Annotated in this window: 12 protein-coding genes; 2 read left to right on the forward strand and 10 right to left on the reverse strand. The window is 65.9% G+C overall.

What is annotated here, in order from left to right:
- Positions 1-39: 39 nt before the first annotated feature.
- From GGD67_RS00510 to GGD67_RS00525, 4 genes are read right to left on the reverse strand one after another with little or no spacing between them, the layout of a single operon-like run.
- Positions 40-777 (reverse strand): amino acid ABC transporter ATP-binding protein, encoded by a 738-nt coding sequence (locus GGD67_RS00510; protein ID WP_018323160.1) that lies wholly within the window; start codon positions 775-777, stop codon positions 40-42.
- Between the two features lie 11 nt (positions 778-788).
- The gene (locus tag GGD67_RS00515; RefSeq protein WP_179730510.1) at positions 789-2,309 is read right to left on the reverse strand and encodes an amino acid ABC transporter permease; all 1,521 of its coding nucleotides are present in this window, start codon (positions 2,307-2,309) and stop codon (positions 789-791) included.
- Positions 2,306-3,511: an amino acid ABC transporter permease gene (locus GGD67_RS00520; RefSeq protein WP_179730511.1), complete on the reverse strand. Its 1,206-nt coding sequence runs from the start codon at positions 3,509-3,511 to the stop codon at positions 2,306-2,308. The genes GGD67_RS00515 and GGD67_RS00520 overlap by 4 nt, the downstream gene beginning before the upstream one ends.
- A 24-nt stretch (positions 3,512-3,535) precedes the next feature.
- Positions 3,536-4,552: an amino acid ABC transporter substrate-binding protein gene (locus GGD67_RS00525; protein WP_028144715.1), complete on the reverse strand. Its 1,017-nt coding sequence runs from the start codon at positions 4,550-4,552 to the stop codon at positions 3,536-3,538.
- Positions 4,553-4,941: 389 nt separating this feature from the next.
- On the opposite strand from GGD67_RS00525, the gene metC reads away from it, so the two are divergent.
- Both metC and GGD67_RS00535 read left to right on the forward strand, forming a co-directional pair.
- The gene (metC, locus tag GGD67_RS00530) at positions 4,942-6,126 is read left to right on the forward strand and encodes a cystathionine beta-lyase (protein WP_179730512.1); all 1,185 of its coding nucleotides are present in this window, start codon (positions 4,942-4,944) and stop codon (positions 6,124-6,126) included.
- Between the two features lie 197 nt (positions 6,127-6,323).
- Complete coding sequence (locus GGD67_RS00535; protein WP_179730513.1) at positions 6,324-8,015, forward strand: Na/Pi cotransporter family protein; 1,692 nt, start codon at positions 6,324-6,326, stop codon at positions 8,013-8,015.
- Between the two features lie 9 nt (positions 8,016-8,024).
- Here GGD67_RS00535 and GGD67_RS00540 read toward each other — a convergent pair whose 3' ends face one another.
- From GGD67_RS00540 to GGD67_RS00565, 6 genes are all read right to left on the reverse strand, one after another.
- Complete coding sequence (locus tag GGD67_RS00540) at positions 8,025-8,363, reverse strand: lipid-A-disaccharide synthase N-terminal domain-containing protein (protein ID WP_018323154.1); 339 nt, start codon at positions 8,361-8,363, stop codon at positions 8,025-8,027.
- Positions 8,360-9,097, reverse strand: a complete 738-nt coding sequence (locus tag GGD67_RS00545) for a glycosyltransferase family 2 protein (RefSeq protein WP_179730514.1) — start codon at positions 9,095-9,097, stop codon at positions 8,360-8,362. Before GGD67_RS00545 ends, GGD67_RS00540 begins: the two co-directional genes overlap by 4 nt.
- A 68-nt stretch (positions 9,098-9,165) precedes the next feature.
- Complete coding sequence (locus tag GGD67_RS00550; RefSeq protein WP_179730515.1) at positions 9,166-10,011, reverse strand: phosphatase PAP2 family protein; 846 nt, start codon at positions 10,009-10,011, stop codon at positions 9,166-9,168.
- Position 10,012: 1 nt separating this feature from the next.
- Entirely contained in the window at positions 10,013-11,755 is a 1,743-nt protein-coding gene (locus tag GGD67_RS00555) for a glycosyltransferase family 39 protein (protein WP_179730516.1), read from the reverse strand.
- A gap of 50 nt (positions 11,756-11,805) precedes the next feature.
- Positions 11,806-13,956: a penicillin-binding protein 1C gene (pbpC, locus tag GGD67_RS00560; protein ID WP_210286285.1), complete on the reverse strand. Its 2,151-nt coding sequence runs from the start codon at positions 13,954-13,956 to the stop codon at positions 11,806-11,808.
- A gap of 80 nt (positions 13,957-14,036) precedes the next feature.
- Entirely contained in the window at positions 14,037-19,241 is a 5,205-nt protein-coding gene (locus GGD67_RS00565; protein WP_179730518.1) for an alpha-2-macroglobulin, read from the reverse strand.
- Between the last annotated feature and the right edge of the window lie 346 nt (positions 19,242-19,587).

Raw genomic sequence — 19,587 nt, forward strand, 5'->3', positions numbered from 1 at the left:
GGCCCGGTCAGACCGGCGCGGTCTCCGGATGGCAGGTGCTCAGCGCAAAATCTGGCTCAGGAACAGTTTCGTGCGGGCGTGCTGGGGCGCCGCAAAGAATTCGTTCGGCGTGTTGGCCTCGATGATCTGGCCGGCATCCATGAAGACCACGCGGTTGGCAACCTCGCGGGCAAAGCCCATTTCGTGGGTGACGACCAGCATGGTCATACCCTCCTCGGCGAGGTCCACCATGGTGTCCAGCACCTCCTTGACCATCTCGGGGTCGAGCGCCGAGGTCGGCTCGTCGAACAGCATGACCTTCGGGTTCATCGTGAGGGCCCGCGCGATTGCGACGCGCTGCTGCTGGCCGCCGGACATCTGCCCCGGAAACTTGTTGGCCTGATGCGGGATCTTGACCCGCTCCAGGAACTTCATCGCGTTGATCTCGGCGTCCTTCTTCGGGATGTTGCGCACCCAGATTGGCGCCAGCGTGCAGTTCTCCAGCACGGTCAGATGCGGGAACAGGTTGAAGCTCTGGAACACCATGCCGACCTCGCGGCGGACCGCGTCGATGTGCTTGAGGTTGGGCCCGAGCGCGATGCCGTCGACGACGATCTCGCCCTCCTGGAATTCCTCCAGCGCGTTGATGCAGCGGATCAGGGTCGACTTGCCGGAGCCCGAGGGCCCGCAGATCACGATGCGCTCGCCCTTCTCGACCGCAAGGTCGATGTCGCGCAGCACGTGAAAGTCGCCGTACCATTTGTTGAGGCCGGAAATCTTGACGATGGGGTCGGACATGGTGACCTCGATCAGTTGCGGCGGTGGGCGTTGAGGCGGTGCTCGACGAACAGCGAGTAGCGCGACATTCCAAAGCAGAAGATGAAGTAGATGATCCCGGCGAAGGCGAAGCCGGTGAACGCGGTCGAAGGCGTCGACCATTTCGGGTCCGAGAACGAGGCCCTGAGCGAGCCCAACAGGTCGAACAGCGCTACGATCGAGACCAGCGAGGTGTCCTTGAACAACGAGATGAAGCTGTTGACGAGGTTCGGAATGACGTGACGCAGCGCCTGCGGCAGCACGATCAGCGAGGTCGTCTTCCACCAGGACAGCCCCAGGGCCGCGGCCGCCTCGCCCTGCCCGCGCGGGATCGCAGCGAGCCCGCCGCGGACGTTCTCGGCCTGGTAGGCGCCCGTGAACAGCGCGATGCCGATCAGCGCGCGGACGAGACCGTCGACGGTGAAATTGCCGGGCAGGAACAGGGGCAGCATGTAGGTGGCGAAGAACAGCACCGTGATCAGCGGCACGCCGCGCCAGAACTCGATGAAGGCGATCGAGAAGATCCGGATCAGCGGAATGGTGGAGCGGCGGCCGAGCGCCAGCGCGATGCCGATCGGCAGCGAGGTGACGATGCCGGTGACGGAGACCACCAGCGTCACCAGGAGGCCGCCCCACAAATTCGTCGTCACGACCGGCAGTCCACCGCGATCGAGACCCATCAGCTTGATCACCGCGGCGATGGCGACGAAGGCAGCAATGCTCGAAGCCAGAGCGCGCCAACCCGTGCGCAAGCCGCCGCCGAGGCCGAAGGCGATCAACGACACGACTGCGGTCGTGACGGCAAAATCGGCCCAGACCGACTGACCCGCTCCCTGGATCTGATCGCGCAACCAGGTCAGCGGAAGGATCAGCCAGGAGATCGCCGTGCCGAACAGCACGATGAAATTCCCGACCGCCCACAACAGCGGCGCGACGGCGGACGTCTTGCTGAAACCGAGCACGGCCTGCCCGGCGCCGATGATGCTCTCGTCGAACAATTCCAGCAGGCCGGCGGTCCAACTGAGGCCAAAGCCCTTGATGCCGCCACCGTGCAGCAGAAAGAACGCGACCACTGGAAATGCGAAGAAGAACAGACTGGCGTTGAGCCCCTTTGCCGGCAGACGCGGCACGAGCAGTGGCACAAGCAGGACCGCCGCAAGGACAAACGCGAGGTTGACCCGCCAGCGCTCGGCCTCGGGATAAAAACCATAGATCAATTGCGGCAGCTTGGCCTGGATGTAGGGCCAGCAGGCGCCGACCGCAAAGCCGGCGTTCTCCGAGAGGCATGCCGTGCGGTCCTTGCCGCTCCAGACCGCATCGACCATCAGGAACCTGACCGAGGGAACGATGGTGAACCACAGCAGCAGGACGCCGACGATCGTGAGCAGGATGTTGGTCGGCGAGTTGAACAGGCGCGTGCGCATCAGCCCGACAAAGCCCGTGGTCTTCATCGGTGCGGGACGCTCGGTGAGCAGGTCGCGGCGGACGAAGCTGCTCGAGGCAATATCGCTCATGCGCCCAGACTCCGGCTGACGCGCCACCCGTAGACGCTCATGATCGCGCTGGTGAGCAGCGAGATCAGGAGATAGATGCCCATGGTCATCGCGATGATCTCGATCGCCTGCCCGGTCTGGCTCAGCGACGTGCCGGCGAACACCGAGACGAGGTCGGGATAGCCGATCGCGACCGCCAGCGACGAGTTCTTGGTGAGATTAAGGTACTGGTTGGTCAGCGGCGGCACGATGACGCGCATGGCCTGCGGCACCACGATCAGCCGCAGCGTGTTGCCGCGGCTGAGGCCGAGCGAGGCCCCCGCCTCCATCTGCCCCTTGTGGACGGACAAGATTCCGGCGCGCACAATCTCGGCGATGAAGGCGGCGGTATAGGTCGACAGCGCCAGCGTCAGCGCCACGAACTCCGGGATGATCCGCGATCCGCCGGCAAAATTAAAGCCCTTCAGCTGCGGCAGCTCGAAGGTGAAGGGCAGACCGAACACCAACATCGTGGCAAGCGGCAGCCCGAACAGCAGGGCCAGCACGGTGGGCCAGATCCGGATCATCCGCCCTTCCTGAAACAGCGCGCGCCGCGCATAGAAGCGCAAGACCAGTGACGCTGCGATACCGAGCGCCAGCATCGCCAGGAATGGCATCAGGCCGCTCCCGCCGATCGGGCTAGGAATGACGAGGCCGCGATTGCTGATGAAGGCAACGCCGAGCAGCGAGATGCTCTGCCGCGGATTGGGCAAGGCAGCGAGCACCGCGAGGTACCAGAACAGGATCTGGAACAGCAGCGGCAGGTTGCGGATGATCTCGACATAGATCTCGCCGACGCGCGACAACAGCCAATTGGGCGACAGCCGGCACAGCGCGACAATGAAGCCGATCAAGGTGGCGAAGACGATGCCCACCACCGAGACCACGAGCGTGTTCAGGAGCCCGACCACGAACACGCGCAGGAACGTGTCCGAACCGGTATAGGAGATCAGGGTCTGGTTGACGTCGAAGCCGGCATTATTCCTGAGGAAGCCGAAACCGGCGGCGATGTGCTGGTTTTCGAGATTGGCGCGGGCATTGGAGACGATCTCATAGCCGATCCAGCCCAGGATCGCCGCGAAGGCAAACTGGACGGCAACGCCGTTCCAGCCTGCCTTGCCACCCAGAACGCGCCTGATCTTCAGCGCGATCTGGGGTGGCGGTTTTCGGGCCTCGGTGCTCATGCCGCTGCCAGCGGATCAGGATGATCAGCGGATCGGCGGCGCGTACTGAAGACCGCCCTTGTTCCAGAGATTGTTGAGACCGCGATTGATGGCGAGCGGCGAGCCCGCGCCGACATTGCGATCGAACACCTCGCCGTAATTGCCGACCGCCTTCACGATCCGCACCACCCAGTCCTTGGTCAGGCCGAGTTGTTCGCCGAAATTGCCGTCGGTGCCGAGGACGCGCTTCAACTCGGGATTTTCCAGCTTCGCTTTCTCGTCGACGTTCTTCGAGCTCACGCCAAGCTCTTCGGCGGTGACCATCGCGAACAGCGTCCACTTCACGATGTCAAACCACTGATCGTCGCCGTGGCGCACCATGGGGCCGAGCGGCTCCTTCGAGATGATCTCGGGAAGCACCATGTGGTCGTTGGGATTGGCAAGCTTCAGGCGATTGGCGTACAGGCCCGACTGGTCGGTGGTGAAGACGTCGCAGCGTCCGGCCTCATAGGCCTTGACCGTTTCGTCGTTGGTGCCGAACGCGATCACCTCGTACTTCATGTTGTTGGCTTTGAAGTAGTCGGCCAGATTCTGCTCGGTGGTAGTGCCGGTCTGCACGCAGACCGAGGCGCTGTTGAGCTCGAGCGCCGAATTCACCTTGAGCGACTTCTTCACCATGAAGCCCTGCCCGTCATAATAGGTCACGCCGGTAAAATTGGCGCCGAGCGATGTATCACGCGAGATGGTCCAGGTGGTGTTGCGCGAGAGCACGTCGATTTCGCCGGATTGCAGCGCGGTGAAGCGATCCTTGGCGGACAGCGGCACGTACTTGACCTTGGTCGCATCGTTGAAGATCGCCCCGGCGATCGCCTTGCAGACGTCGACGTCGAGGCCGGTCCAGTTGCCCTTGTCGTCGGGCGAGGAGAAGCCCGGCAGGCCCTGGCTGACGCCGCAGGACAGCATGCCCCGGTCCTTGACCGTCTTGAGCGTTTGCGCGTCGGCGGCTTGGGCGGAGAGGCCGGCGGCGAGAGCAAGGGTGAGAGCCAGGGTTACGCGTTTCATGGGCTTTGGGCCTTTCAAAGTCGTCTCAAGGAACGTTGTCTCAGGATCATCGCTGCCAGGGCTAGGCGTATCAAGGCCAGCCCTGCAAGAGTCATGCTGGAAAACCTTGCCGAACACCCGCCGATCCCGGGAGGCCATACCTTAATCCCCGCCGCAGGCGCCCGCCGATATGGCTGTGGCGCAAGGTCCGGTCAGACGATGGATCGAAGGTCGCGGCAGGCCCCTCAACATGCGGCGACTGAATAGCACCTGCGCATCACAGAACGACTGGCGTGCCGGGTCAAGGGGTTGACGGGACTCTTCTGTGTTCTGTTATTAACGACAGCGGCCTCTCGGCCAGCCCGTCAGGCGCCAAGCCCGAGCGGAAACGCGGTTTTGAAAGCAGACGCATGGATTCCTCGCACCCCCAAGAGCAGCAGGCCGAGACCCGGCTGGTCACCTCCGGCCGCGACACCAAGGCGCAGAAGGGGTTCGTCAATCCGCCGGTCTTTCACGGCTCGACCGTGCTCTACCCGACCGCCGAGGACCTGCACGCCCATCGCGGCGAGTTCACCTATGGCCGTCACGGTTCCCCCACCACCAAGGCGTTCCAGGAGACGCTGATGGCGCTGGAGGGACCGCAATGCGCCGGCGTCGGCATCGTGCCGTCGGGGCTGTCGGCGATCTCGACCACCCTGCTCTCGGTGCTCAAGGCCGGAGACCATCTCCTGGTCTGCGACAACGTCTATCGGCCCTCGCGCAATTTCTGCAACGGCATGCTCACCCGCTTTGGCGTCGAGACCAGCTATTTCGATCCGATGATCGGCGCCGGCATCGACAAGCTGTTCAAGCCCAACACCCGGGCCGTGCTGGTGGAGGCCCCAGGCTCGCAGTCGTTCGAGATGCCGGACATCCGCGCCATCGCCGAGGTCGCGCATGGGCGCGGCGCGCTCGTCATCGATGACAACACCTGGGCAACGCCGCTCTATCACCGCTCGCTCGAACAGGGCGTCGACATCAGCATGCAGGCCGCAACCAAATATATCGGCGGCCATTCCGACATCATGTTCGGCACCATCTCGGCAAATGCCAAGGCCTGGCCGATGGTCGCCGAGGGCATCCGCCTGCTCGGCGTCTGCGCTGGACCCGACGACGTCTTCCTGGCGCTGCGCGGCCTGCGCACGCTGTCGGTGCGGCTGGCACAACATCACCGCTCAGGGCTCGACATGGCGCGCTGGCTCGCGGGCCGGCCCGAGGTCGCGCGTGTGCTGCATCCCGGCTTGGAGACCGATCCCGGCCACGCGATCTGGAAGCGCGACTTCACCGGCGCGTCCGGCCTGTTCAGCATCGTGCTGAAGCCGGCGCCGCAGAAGGCCGTCGACACCATGCTGAACACGCTCAAGCTGTTCGGCATGGGCTTTTCATGGGGCGGCTTCGAGAGCCTTGCGATTCCCTTCGATTGCGATGCCTATCGCACAGCGACCAAGTGGGCGCCCGGCGGCCCGACGCTGCGCCTGCATATCGGACTGGAAAGCGTCGACGACCTCAAGGCCGATCTCGACCGCGGCTTCGCTGCCCTCAAAGCGGCAATGTGAGCCTGCTCACAAGGCATCTCGACTGCGGACGCGCCAACGCGCGCCGCGGCGGACGCTCAACGCGCCGCGACGGACGCTCAACGCGCCGCGGGAACGTGCAGCTGGCGTAAACGTTAACGCCGACGCGCCAACAAAAGGTTTGAACCTCAAGCATTTGGCGCTAGCCTCACCAATCGACTCCAATCCGGACACGGAGCATGGGAACGTTGGTTCTGCTCGATCTGATGGGCGGCGTTGCGCTGTTGCTGTGGGGCCTGCATATGGTCCACAGCGGGATCTTGCGCGCCTTCGGTCCCGACCTCAGGCGCCTGCTCGGCAAGGCGCTGAGCAACCGCGCCAGCGCTTTCGCCGCCGGCCTCGGCCTCACCGCGCTGCTCCAGAGCAGCACCGCGACCGCCCTGATCACGAGCTCGTTCGCCGCCGAAGGCCTCGTCAGCCTCGCCGCGGCGCTCGCCATCATGCTCGGGGCCAATGTCGGCACGACGCTGATCGTGCAGGTGCTGTCGTTCAACATCGCAGCCGTCGCGCCGGTCCTGTTCGTGCTCGGCCTCGTCGCCTTCCGCTCCGGCCCGCGATCGCGGATCAAGGACATCGGCCGCGTCTGCATCGGCCTCGGCCTGATGCTGCTCTCGCTGCACATCCTGCTCGACACGCTGGCGCCGGCTGAGAACGCACCGGGCGTCCGCATCGTGATGTCGGCCATCACGGGCGATCCCATATTGTGCATCGTCATCGCCGCCCTCGTCACCTGGGCCGTGCATTCGAGCGTCGCCAGTGTGCTGCTGATCATGTCGCTGGCCTATTCGCAGTTCATCACGCCCTACGCGGCGCTGGCGCTGGTGCTCGGGGCCAATCTCGGCAGTGCCATCAATCCCGTGTTCGAGGGCGCCAGGCGTGACGACCCCGCGAGCTACCGCCTGCCGGTCGGCAACCTCATCAACCGCGTGATCGGGATTGCCCTCGTCCTGCCCTTCCTCGGCGCGATCGCCGAGCACATGCACGCCTGGCAGCCCGAACTCGCCAGGATGACGGCGGCTTTCCACATCGCCTTCAATGTCGGCACCGCCGTCCTCTTCATCGGCCTGCTCGACACCATGTCGCGCCTGTTGACACGCCTCCTGCCCGATCGCGCGCAAGAGGCCGATCCGGCCCGCCCGCGCTATCTTGACGAGACGGCGCTGGAGACGCCGTCACTGGCGCTCGCCGACGCCGCTCGCGAGACCTTGCGGATGGGCGATCTCGTCGAGGTCATGCTGCGGAAGGTGATGGCGGCGATGATGACCGGCGACCGTGCGCTGGTCGACCAGGTCTCCAAGATGGACAATTTCGTCGACGGTCTCGACGAGGCCATCAAGCTCTACGTGACCAAGCTGATGCGGGGCAGCCTCGACGAGAGCGAAGGACGGCGTGCGATGGAGATCATCTCCTTCGCCATCAATCTCGAACATATCGGCGACATCATCGACAAGAGCCTGAGCGAGCTCGCCACCAAGAAGATCAAGCGGCGCTTCCAGTTCTCGGCGGAAGGGGCCGACGAACTCGCCGCCTTCCACAAGCGCACGATGGACTCGCTGCGGATCGCCTTCGGGGTCTTCATGTCCGGTGATGCCAACGAGGCGCGCAAGCTGCTGGTGGAGAAAACCGCGCTGCGCAACACCGAACTCGCCGCGGTCGAGCGACATCTCGACCGCCTGCGCGAGGGCCGCCCCGAAACCATCGAAACGACGTCGCTGCATCTCGACGTGCTGCGCGACCTCAGGCGCATCCACTCGCATATCTGCTCGGTCGCCTATCCCGTGCTCGACGCGGCCGGCGTGCATTATCGCAGGACCGAGGCGGAGACAGCGGCCCTGCCAACCTCAGGCGCGGCCTCGGCCTTGCCGCACTAGAACCTGGGCTCAGCGATCGAGCGTCTTCGAGGCGCGGCCGCGGTTCTTGATGATCAGCATGATGTTGCGGATATAGATGATGGTCGCGAGCGATTGTCCGAGGATGATCACCGGCTCGCGCTTCACGACGCCGTAGACCAGCGTCATCAGTCCGCCGCCCATCGAGCAGAACCAGAACGCCATCGGCACCACGCTATTGCCGGCGCGCTCGCTCGCGATCCACTGCACCAGGAAGCGCGCGGTGAAGAACAACTGCGCGACGAGGCCGAATGCCAGCCAGAAATCGAACTTGGCGACGAAGACGTCGTAGAGATAATTGCTCAGCGCCTGACCGTATTGAATGATCATGCGTTCACCTCAGTCACATCTGGTGTCGGCTTCTTGCGGCGGATCAGCCACCATACGCCGGCGAGATCCATGATGCCGATCCACAGCCGGTCGAAGAAGCCGTAGTTGGACACGCCGGAATGGCGCGGCCGGTCGATCACGTCGACATAGGCGATGTCGTAGCCTTCGCGGCGGACCAGCGCCGGCAGGAAGCGATGCAGCCCGTCGAAATAGGGCATCATCAGGAAGACCTCGCGGCGGAATGCCTTGAGCCCGCAGCCGGTATCCCGCGTGCCGTCCTTCAGGATGGAGTTGCGGACGCCGTTGGCCACGCGCGACTGGAATTTCTTGAAGCCGGTATCCTTGCGTCCGACGCGCTGCCCCGCAGCGAGGCCGACGCGCCCTGCTCCCTTCTCGACCGCCGCGATCAGGTCGGGCAGGAAGGCTGGATTGTTCTGGCCGTCGCCATCGAGCGTCGCCACGATCGCCCCGCGCGCCGCGCGCACGCCACTGCGCACCGCCGCCGATTGGCCGCCCGATCTGGCATGACGCAGCTGCCGCAGATTGCTCCGCTGCCTCATCATCGCCGCGAGCCGGTCGCCGGTCGTGTCCGTCGAGCCGTCGTTGACGTAAATGATCTCGTAGTCCCAGCGGCCATCGAGCGCCGCGCCGATCTCCGCGATCAGCGGCGCGATGTTGTCGGCTTCGTTGCGCACGGGAACGACGATGGAAACCGAGGGCTGGGACGTCGACAAAGGCGGCTCGTGGTTGGAAGTGGGCCTGGGGACCCCTGGGAACCGGCGGTCCCGGCAGGCAGCCGCTTTTATGGGGCGGATGCCCCGCGGGCAACCCTTTTGAGACGGCCCGAGACCGCCCCCGGAAGAGGCACAATGGTGCCATCGGCGCGGATGGCAAAACCCAGCCGCCTGGCCGCGAACCAATAGCGGACCGCCATGGCGCCGACCGTACCGACCAGGGCGCCGGCCACGACGTCGCTCGGGTGATGGGCGACCAGCACCAGCCGCGTCAACAGGATCACGATTGCGTAAGTGAACATGAACACGCGCAAGCGCGGCCACAATGCCGACACGGCAAACGCCAGCGCGAACGCTGCCACGGCATGGCCCGACGGCAGGCTGGCGTAGGCCCCCGTCCCCTCGAACGGCACGAAGTTGAACGGATTGGCCTTGCCGCCGACAAACGGACGTCCGCGGCCGATGACATATTTCAGGACCTCGGCAACGAATGCCGACACGGCAATCGACAGAAACACAAACTGCAGCCGTGTGCCGAGACCGAGGAGCAGCGCGCGGCTTGTGCCGTGAAGCCCCGCCGCAACGAACGCCAACACCACCAGCACGCCCCCGAGCACCGAGAGCAGGTACTCGTCCTTGCCGAAATCGGTGAGGATGCGGATCGGCCACAGGCTTGGCGTGCCGCGCGCCGGCATCAGCTGGATCTCGGTCTGGTCGAACGCGAGCATCAGCGCGATGACGAGAGCCGCGCCCGTCGCACTGAGCCACAGCGAATGCCGCGCCAGCTTTCGCGCGGCCTCTGCGCGGCGCGAATGCGAGGGCGTGCGGACGAGCTGCGCCAGCGCGCTCCGGGACACGGCGAGCAATTGCGCGGGATAGCCCGGACGGGGCGCGGGGCTGGTCGTAACAGGCATCCTATTCGGTGCCTTCCGAGCGGAAGATCGAGATCGAGATCGCGCGCCCTTGCGAGAAATTGTAGCCGTCGATGCGGGTGCCAACCTTGTAGCGCAGCCCGATCGCCTCGGCGCGCTGCACGAAGCTCCGCTCCGAACGCTGCTCGATCAGCGCAAAGCGGCAGCTGCCCTGCCTCAGGAAGTCGGCCGCGCCCGACCCGTCCGTGAGCAGGGTCTGGGTGCCCGTCAGGAAGACGAGGCTCGGCTCGTGATAGCCGGCAGCCGCCGCCTTCGGCCCGACGCAGGTGACGTTACGCAAGGCGCGCGCGATCTCGATGCTCGGAAACAGCGGCGTCAGCGACGGCAGCACGATGCCATACACCACCACCGCCAGCATCAAGGCCGCAACCAGCGCGTTGAGCAGCGAGCGCTCGGCGCGGTTGTTGTCGTAGAGCCACCAGGCGAACAGGCCGAAAATCAGCGATGCCGCGATAAACGGCCAAGCCACAAAAGCGGGCTGCCGCGTCAGCATCACGGCGCCGACCACCGCGATGATCGAGGTGGCCGCGGGGATCGCGAACCACCAGGCCGAACCGCGCATCAGCCAGGAGCGCGACAGCACGCGCCGCTCCACCGCACCGGCGGTGAGGATGGCGATCGCCGGGTACAGCGGCAACACGTAATGCGGCAGCTTGGTCAGCACCGCCTCGAACACGATCCAGGACGGGATCAGCCAGGCCAGCAGAAACTGCGCGCCGGGCTCACGCCGCGCCCGCCACACCGCGGGTGCCGCCATCGCCGCGAGCGGTGCGCCCGGCCAGAACGTGATCCAGAACAGCGCCAGGTAAAGTCCAGGCGGCGCACCATGGGATTCCTGGGCGCCGATCTTGCTCAGCATGTCGCCGCCGACGGAATCGGCAAAGAAGGCATCGCCCGCGCGCCAGAAGATCGCGACGAACCAGGGCAGCACCAGCACCAGCATCCACATCAGGCCCCAGACCGGGCGCAGCTTCCACAGCCAGGAGGCATCGCGGTCCTGGATCGCGAGCGCGACGATGGTCAGCCCTGCGAACATCAGGATCAGTGGGCCCTTGATCAGGATGCCGACCGCAAGCGCGGTCCAGAAGATCGCGGGCCAGCTCCACGGCGGATGCGTCTCGTCCTCGGCGCGCTGCCAGGACAGATAGGCTCGCGCCATCGCACCCATCGCGGCGGTCACGCAGAACAGCAGCATCGCGTCGGTCTTGGCGAGCCGCGCCTCGACGCCGAGCAGCACCGAAGCGCACATCATCAGCGCCGCCAGCACCGCGGCACGCCGCGTGACGAACCCGAGCGCGGCCCAATAGGTCATGAGCACGGCGCCGATCGCCCCGAACAGGGACGGCAGGCGGTAGACCCAGATCCGCAATTCGGCCTTCGGCAGCTTGAGCATCGAGGCGGCTTCGACCGTGGCCGATTGCAACCAATAGATGCCGACCGGCTTCTTGTAGCGGACGTCCTCCTGAAAGCGGATATCGACATAGTCGCCGCTCTCGACCATCTGCTTGGTGGCCTGGGCGAACCGCGCCTCGTCGCGATCGATCGGCGGGATCGTGAAGAAGCCCGGCAGGAACAACAGCAGCGCGCACACGAGCAGGAAGGCAACGGCGCGGGCATGGCTGGCCGTGGCGACATCGAGCATGCGCACGAGCCCGCTGCCCGGATTTGCAGGCGATTTTGGCTCGCGGGGCGCTCCAAAACGGGGAGTTGGGTAGGTCTCGGCCATTGGTTCCGCTTACGCTGAAACCGCCATCGCCACAACCGCTTAAGGCAGGGTCATTGAATTCGAATGACGACTGTGTCCGCGGCGCCCGTGGCGTCGATCACGGTGAGCCGCGCAAAGCCCGGACCGGGCGGATCGATCAGGCGCTGGCGGCGGCCGTCGATCTCGCCGAGCGCCGTACCGTTAACCATGACGGTCATGGGAAGCACGCCGCCCGCGACCTTGACCGGCATCGCGGCGCTCTCCTGCCCCCCGGAGCGATCGACGTCGATCCGCGAGCCGTTCAGCGGAAACTGGATATGCAGCGGCTGCTCACGGCCGGTCCGCACCAGTTCCCCCAACGGACGGAACCGCTTAAGCGGCAACGGCAGCTTGGCGTTGCTGGCAACCAGGGTTCCCTTTGGCGGCTTCGGCAATGCGGTCAGCGTCTTGCCGCTGCGGGCGAAGGCATCGAACAGGATCGGTGCGGCGGCGACGCGCCCGATCAGGCCGGGAACCGGCGCACCGTCGGGCCGGCCGACCCAGACCCCGATGGTCATCCGGCCGTCGAACCCGACCGACCAGGCGTCTCGATAGCCGTAGGAGGTGCCGGTCTTGAAGGCGATGCGGTTGTGGGCGGCGTTCTCCGGCGGCGGCGTTCCCAGCAACACGTTGCCGACCTGCCAGGCCGCGACCTGATCCAGCAGCCGGAGCGGCTCGCGGTCGTCCTTGTCAGCGATCACCTCGCGCAGCGGCTTGGTGGTGCCGAGGCGGGCAAAGCCCGTATAGAGCTGGGCGAGATCCTGCAGCGTCACGCCGACGCCGCCCAGACCCATGGCAAGCCCCGGCGCTTCGTCCTTGGGCAGGACCAGGTTGCCGCCGGCCTGCCGCAGTCGCGACGCCAGCCGGCTCGATCCGACGCGATCGAGCAGCACGATCGCCGGCACGTTCAGCGAGAGTTGCAGCGCCCTCCTCACCGGCACTGTGCCCTGGAAGGTCATGTCGAAATTCTCAGGCGCGTAGGAGCCGAAGCGGACCGGCCGGTCGTCGATCAGGCTCTCCGGGTGGACGAAGCCGTCCTCGAAGGCGAGCCCGTAGATGAAGGGTTTCAGCGTCGAGCCCGGCGAGCGGATCGCACGGGTCATGTCGACCTGCCCTGCCCGGCTCTCGTCGAAATAATCCGCCGAGCCGACGCGCGCGAGCACGTCGCCGCTCTCATTGTCGACCACGATGATGCCGACCGATATGTTCGGCCCGAGCGCAATGGCGCGGTCGCGCGCCAGCGGCTCCAGCACCTTCTGCAGGTTCGCGTCGAGCGTCAGCTTGATGACCGGCTTATCCTTGACCGTCGACAGCGCGGTATCGGACGCATGCGGCGCCAGGATCGGCATCGGCCGGCGCAGCTTTGGCACGGGCACGGCCTTGGCCTGCCTTGCGTCGTCGGCGCTGACCACATGCTCCTCGACCATACGGTCGAGCACGCGGTCACGCGCCTTGCGCGCGGCCTCGGGATGGCGGTCGAGGCGGCGCGTCTCCGGCGACTGCGGCAGCGCGACCAGCAGCGCGGCTTCAGCCAGCGACAACCGCTTCGGCTCCTTGCCGAGATAGCCAATCGAAGCGGCGCGGATGCCCTCGAGATTGCCGCCATAAGGCGCCAGCGCGAGATAGAGGTCGAGGATCTGCTCCTTGCTCATGCTGCGCTCGATCTCGATCGCGCGCACCATCTGCCGCAGCTTGGCGTAGAGCGAGCGCTGCCGCCGCGGCTCCATCAGCCGCGCCAGCTGCATGCTGATGGTCGAGCCGCCAGAGACGATGTGGCCGCGCGTCGCAATCTGCAACGCGGCGCGACCGAGTGCGAGCGGGTCGAGCCCGTTGTGGGCATAGAAGCGCTGGTCCTCATAGGCGAACAGCAGCTTGAGATAGGTCGGGTCGACGCTGGATTTGGCATCGACCGGCAACCGCCAGCGGCCGTCGGCCATGGCGTAGGCGCGCAGCAGCTTGCCGTTGCGGTCGACGATGGTGGTGGAGATGTGCCGGGCTTCGTCGAGCGGGAGAGGTCCGAGCGAGTAGACCCAGCCGACGAAGCCGGTGATGGCGAGGATGAAAGAGAGTGCGAGGGCGGAGAGGATACGAAGGCCGCGGCCCCTTGCTGCGTCATGGCCGGGCTTGTCCAGGCCATCCACGTTCTTGCCCGCTGCGCCACAGTTCGTGGATGCCCGGGACATTTGCGCGAAGACGCGCTCCGCGCTTCTGCCCGGGCATGACGACTGAGTATGTGGCTCCGCTGCGCTCATTCAATCAGCACTCACTTCGCCGTCCGCACCTCGACGGTGCCCGTGCCCGTCCGGCCGTAGCGCGAGGGGTTGTACATGTCCTCGACATAGGCTTGCGGCAGCACGTATTTGCCGGGCGAGACCACGCGCACGATATAGGCGACGGTGAAGACCGACTTCGAATCCGAGGCGCGATCGACCGCCGCCGTGAAGCGATCGTCGCGGAACTCGGTATCCTCAGGCTCCTCGCCGTCCTCGATCCAGTCCAGCGTGCCGCTGTCGCCCGATGAGACCAGCTTCGGATTGTCGATCTCCAGGCCCGCCGGCAGATAGTCGGACACCATGATGTGGCCGTACTCGGGCTTGGCCTCGGTGATCTTCAGCACCACGGCAAAGCGCTGGTTCTGCTTGACCTTGCTGATGTCGGCCGGCTTGCCGTCGAGCGTGAAGTAATTGCGCTCGATCTTGAAGCCGTTGGACGCGGCCGGCTCCGGCGTCATCGGCGAGCCCGACACCGAGACCACCGCCTGCACCGGCGCATCGCCGGTGTTGGTGATCTTCAGCGGCTTGCCGCTCAACGTGTCCGCCTTGTAGCTGCGATAGAGCGCGGTCTTGACCGGCTGGCCATCCACTTCCATGGACAGGTTCTCCTTGGCCAGCGCTCGCGCCGCCAGCACCAGCCACGCATTCTCCTGCGTGGAGGTGTAGGGCGTCAGCCCGCGCGCGGTCTCGACCCGCGACACCGCCTGCGTCAGCGTCGCCTTCGGCGCATTGCCTTCGCTGGCAAGCGACACCAAAGCTGCGGCATCGCGAAGCTGCGAGCCGTAGTCGGTGCGGCCGAACTCGAGCACCGGCTTGGGCGCAAGCGAGTCGAGCGCGGCGCCGTACACGCGTTCGGCGCGATTGCGGTCGCCGACGAGAGCGAGAGCCGCCGCAAGCTGCGACTTCGCGATCGGCGTTGCGAGGTTGTTCAGCTTGGTGTCGGCGAGATAGCGGAGATCGCCGATCGGCGCTGCGCCGTTGCGTGCGAGCACATAGAGGCCGTAAGCGAGATCGCGCCCGCCGTCCTTCTCCGGCTCGTTGCCGTTGACGACGGAATTGCGGATGCGGTCGAGCGCGTTCTTGAACAGCACGTCCGGCACCGCAAAACCCTTTTCGCGGGCGCGGGTCAGGAAGTCCGTCACGTAGGCGTCGAGCCAGGCGTCGTCGCCGCCGGCCGACCACAGGCCGAACGAGCCGTTTGAACCCTGACGGGCCAATAGCCGCTCAATGGCATCGCGGATGCGCTGGTCGACCTCGGTGTCCATTGCCAGATGCGCACCGGCCGCGAGGTCGTTGACATAGAGCAGCGGCATCGCGCGGCTCGTGATCTGTTCCGAGCAGCCATAGGGATAACGATCGAGCGCCTTCAGGATCGTCGCCGCATCGAGCGCGGTCGACAGGCTCGCCGAGACCGAGACGCTGCCGGTGCCCGGCACCAGGTCGGAGAACATGTCCGAAGTCAGCGTCAGGCTCTCGCCTTTCGCCAGGGTCCGGATCGACCGCCGTGCCAGCACCTGCGTCGCCGCCTTGACGTCAAACGCGTAGTGGCGCGCCAGCGTCAGCCCGTTCGGTCCCTTGATGTCGACGTCGAGCGTCGCCTGCCCGGCCGCGGTCGCGTCGATCGCGAGCGTGAACGAGTTGCGCTGCTTGGCGGCGAGCTTGACCGTGGTGGCGGGATTGCCCGTCATCTTCACCGGACCACCCGTTTTCACGTTGATGGCGTAGTCGCCGGCCTGGCCCTCGACATTGTCGATCTCGAGGTTGACCGTGCCGTGGTCGCCGTTGAGCAGGAAGCGCGGCAGCGTCGTGGTCAGCACGACGGGGTCGCGGATCACGACGTCGGTGTTGGCGCGGCCCAGCTTGGTCGCGGTCCACGCCACCGCCATCACGCGTGCGGTGCCGGCGAACTCCGGAATGTCGAAGCTGACTTCCGCACTGCCATCGGCGCCAACCGTGACGATGCCGGAATAGAGCGCCAGCGGCTTTTGCGCGGGCGGCGAACCCTGCAGCTCACCAGCGCCGGCGTCACCGCCGGACTTGATCTGGCCGCGCGTACCGGACATGCCATCGATCAGCTGCCCGTAGAGATCGCGGATTTCGGCGCTCAGGCGGCGCTGGCCGAGATAGTAATCGTCCGGCGCCGGCGGCTTGTAATTGGTGAGGTTGAGGATGCCGACATCGACCGCGGCGATGACGATCTTGGCGTCCTCGCCCGGATTGAGCCCGTCGAGCTTGACCGGGATTGTCAACGCTGCGTTCGGCCGGATCAGCGCCGGCGGCGACAGCTTGACCTGCAAGGTGCGGGCCTGCTTGTCGATGCCGAACCATTTCAGGCCGATCGCCCGGCCCGGCATGCGCTGGGCCGCGGCATCGAGCGGCCGGCGCAGCGTCGCCACCACGTAAGCGCCGGTGCCCCAGTCCTTGCCGACCGGGAGCTTCACCTGGGCAGTGCCTTCCTTGACGTCGATCGTCTGCGTCGTCAGCAGGCGGTCGCCGAGCACGTTGATGGTGAGCTTGCCGGCACTGCGGACATTGACCGACACCGTCATGGTATCGCCGGAGGAATATTGCGGCTTGTCGATCGAGGTCTCCAGGAGGTCCGGCGTGTCGGCGCTGCCGTCGGAATACCAGCCGACGTCGAACTGCACCGAGGTCACCGGGCCATCGGCATCGTTCGACTTCACATCGAGCCGGTAGCGCCCAGGCTGGGGGTTGAGCGAAATCCGCGCCGGCTTGTCGGCGGCAACCGTCACATCACCGTCGGCGACGCGCGAGGTCGACTTGACCGGCTCGTACTCCCAGTAATTGTTCTGGCGGTACCATTGGTAGCGCGACTCCATCTTCAGGAGCTCGTAGCGCAGGCCGTCGCGACGCAGCTTCTCGCCCTCGGGCGAGACGAACACGACATCGAACTCGGCCTTGTCGCCCTCGGCGACGTTCTTGTCACCGAACAGCGGCTTGACGCCGATCAGGGCGGTCGCGGGCGCAACCGGCAGCACGATCTTGCGCTCGACGGCGCGGCCGCCGGTCTCCACCATGCGGACGAAGATCTGTGCCTCCTGCGGACGGGTCGAGGCCGGCTGTTTGTCCAGCGTCACCGGGAATGTCGCAACGCCGTTGGCGTCGGCCTCGGGCAGGTTCTCAAGCGGCGTGCGCTCGTTGGAGGTGGTCTCCTCGTCGGCGACGCCGAACTGGTAGCCGGCAAAGCCCGGACGTTCGCTTGCCGGCGCGACCAGCACGTCGCCTTCAAGCTGCAGGCCGGACGCGGGCGCGCCATAGAGGAAATGGCCGTCCGCCTTAAGCTCCACTGGAGCGTTAGCTTTGATCAGCTTGTCCTTGGCGGACAAGTCGAATTCGATCCGATCGGGAACATAGTCCTCGACCATGAAGGTGGTCTCGCCAACCGAGGAGCCCTTCGGGTCGGTGAAGGCGCGCACCCGCCACGTCCCGGTCGGAACGGCCGAGTTGAGCGGCACGGACAGCGTACGGCCGCCGGCGCCCTGGTCGGCGAGCGCGGCACGTCGGTATTCGACGCCGTCAGGACGTTCGATCACCAGCGTCAGCGGTCCGCCGCTGACGGCATTGCCCTGCCCGTCGCGCAACAGCGCGGTGAGATAGACGGTCTCGCTGGAGCGGTAGACGCCACGCTCGGCATAGACGAAGGCATCGGCGCCTGCGGGCACCACGCGGCCGGAGACGCCGCGATCGGACAGATCGAAGGCGGAGGACTTCAGGCTTAGGAAGGCATAATCGGCCTTCTCGCCCGTGACCGTCAGCATCGCCGGCGACAGGCCGCCCTCGCCGCGCGCAAGCCCCGCCTCGAACAGCACGTGGCCACTGTCGTCGGTCTTGCGGGTCGCCAGGATCTCGTTGTTGCGGGCAACCAGCCGGACCTCGGCCTTGCCGACCGGATCAGTCGAGGCCAGCGAGTTGACGAAGACATGGATACCGTCATTGCCGGAATAGGCGGACACCCCGAGATCGGAGACGATGAACCATTGCGTGGCGAGCTGGTAATCGTCGTCCGAGCCCGGGCCCTTGGCGGCGGCCGTCATCACGTAGACGCCCGGCTGAAGCTCGCCGAGTGCCTGGTCGACCGGGAATGCCGTGGTGACGTCTTGGTTCAGCGTCATCGCGGTCGCGAGCTCGCCGGTCCAGACTTTTACGCCGCGCTCATCGCCGAGATCGGAGAGCTGGTATTTCGACAGCGTCTTCTGGAAATCGCTGTCGACCACCGTGTTGATCAGATTGCGGTCGCCGATCCGGAACACGTTGATATTGACAGCGGGCGTGTTGACGCTGACCACGGGAATGCCGCGCTGGCCGGTTCGGGGCAGCACATAAGCCCGGCTGGTGAAGCGCACGAACGGCTTGCGGTCGCGCACATAGACGTTGAACTCGGCCGATTTCGGCAGCCCCTCCTTCACGGTGGACGGCAGGCCGGCGCGCAGATTGATGTTGTAGCGCTCGCCGTGCTTCAGCCCGTCGACGCAGAGCTGCTTGCCTTCGGCCGACAGCGCCGGCTTGTCCTGCCCCGCCAGCGCGAGGTACGGCGCGAAGTCGGTGCGTTTTGCCAATTCCTCGGAGAACTGGAAGCAGGCCCGCGGGCTCGCCGAATCCGAGTCCACGGTGTAGTCGAGCAGCCGGAAGCCATGCTCGTCCCGCATCTTCTCATATTGGCCGCGGACGTCGGCGACTTCGCGCAGGTCGAGCGACAGCCGCAGCGAATCCAGCGCCGGCCGCCACAGCTTGCGCTCCGACAGCGACTTGCCGAGCACCGCAAGCGCGTCGGCCTCCTCGCCCGGATTGCCGGCGCGCAGGTAGGCGATGTAGGCCGCGGTCGAGGCGCGTTCCAGCAGGAAGGTCTGCTCGCTCGAGCCCTTCGGCGATATCTGGAAGATGGCTTTGGCAAGCCGCAGCCAGTTGCCAGTGTCTTCCGGCGTGGTCGCCGCGATCTGGCCGAGCACCGACAGGCCGGTGCGGTAATCATTGCGCCGGAAGGCGGCATCGGCGTCCGTCTTCAGCGTCGCGTTGGACTTGGCGACGGGCCCCGCCTCGCTCTTGATCTGGGCCTCCAGCTTGATCGCGGAATCGGCGAGGTCGTCGCGCTTGAACGCCTTGTCGGCAGCGTGTGTTGCGCTAAGGCCGAGCGCCAGCGTGGCGCAGATTGTGACGGCGCGAACAAGACCGATCATGGTGGACTCCCGGAAATCGCGGACAGCCGCCCGCTGGCAGCATGAAATGCGCGGAAAGGTGACGGACTCAAGGCGATGGAACCAAAGGTGCAAATCGTCGCATTCGCCATGGAAAGGCAAGCCCAGAGGAGACCGATCAAGATACCGCCGCTCACGCCGTCCTGATGGCGCAGCGATACCCGACCCGTCGACCGGCGGCCACATCCCGGAAGCTGGCCAGCGTTCCCGGCGATGTGATCCATCGTCCAGTCCGCGGCCGCTCAACCCGGCACCCTGACATGCCACCGTCTCGCTTTGTCGCGGCTCTGAGGAAAAGGGTTCGGTTCAGACTTGGCGAAAGACGATA

It is taken from the genome of Bradyrhizobium sp. IAR9 (assembly GCF_013408065.1).
GTDB lineage: Bacteria > Pseudomonadota > Alphaproteobacteria > Rhizobiales > Xanthobacteraceae > Bradyrhizobium.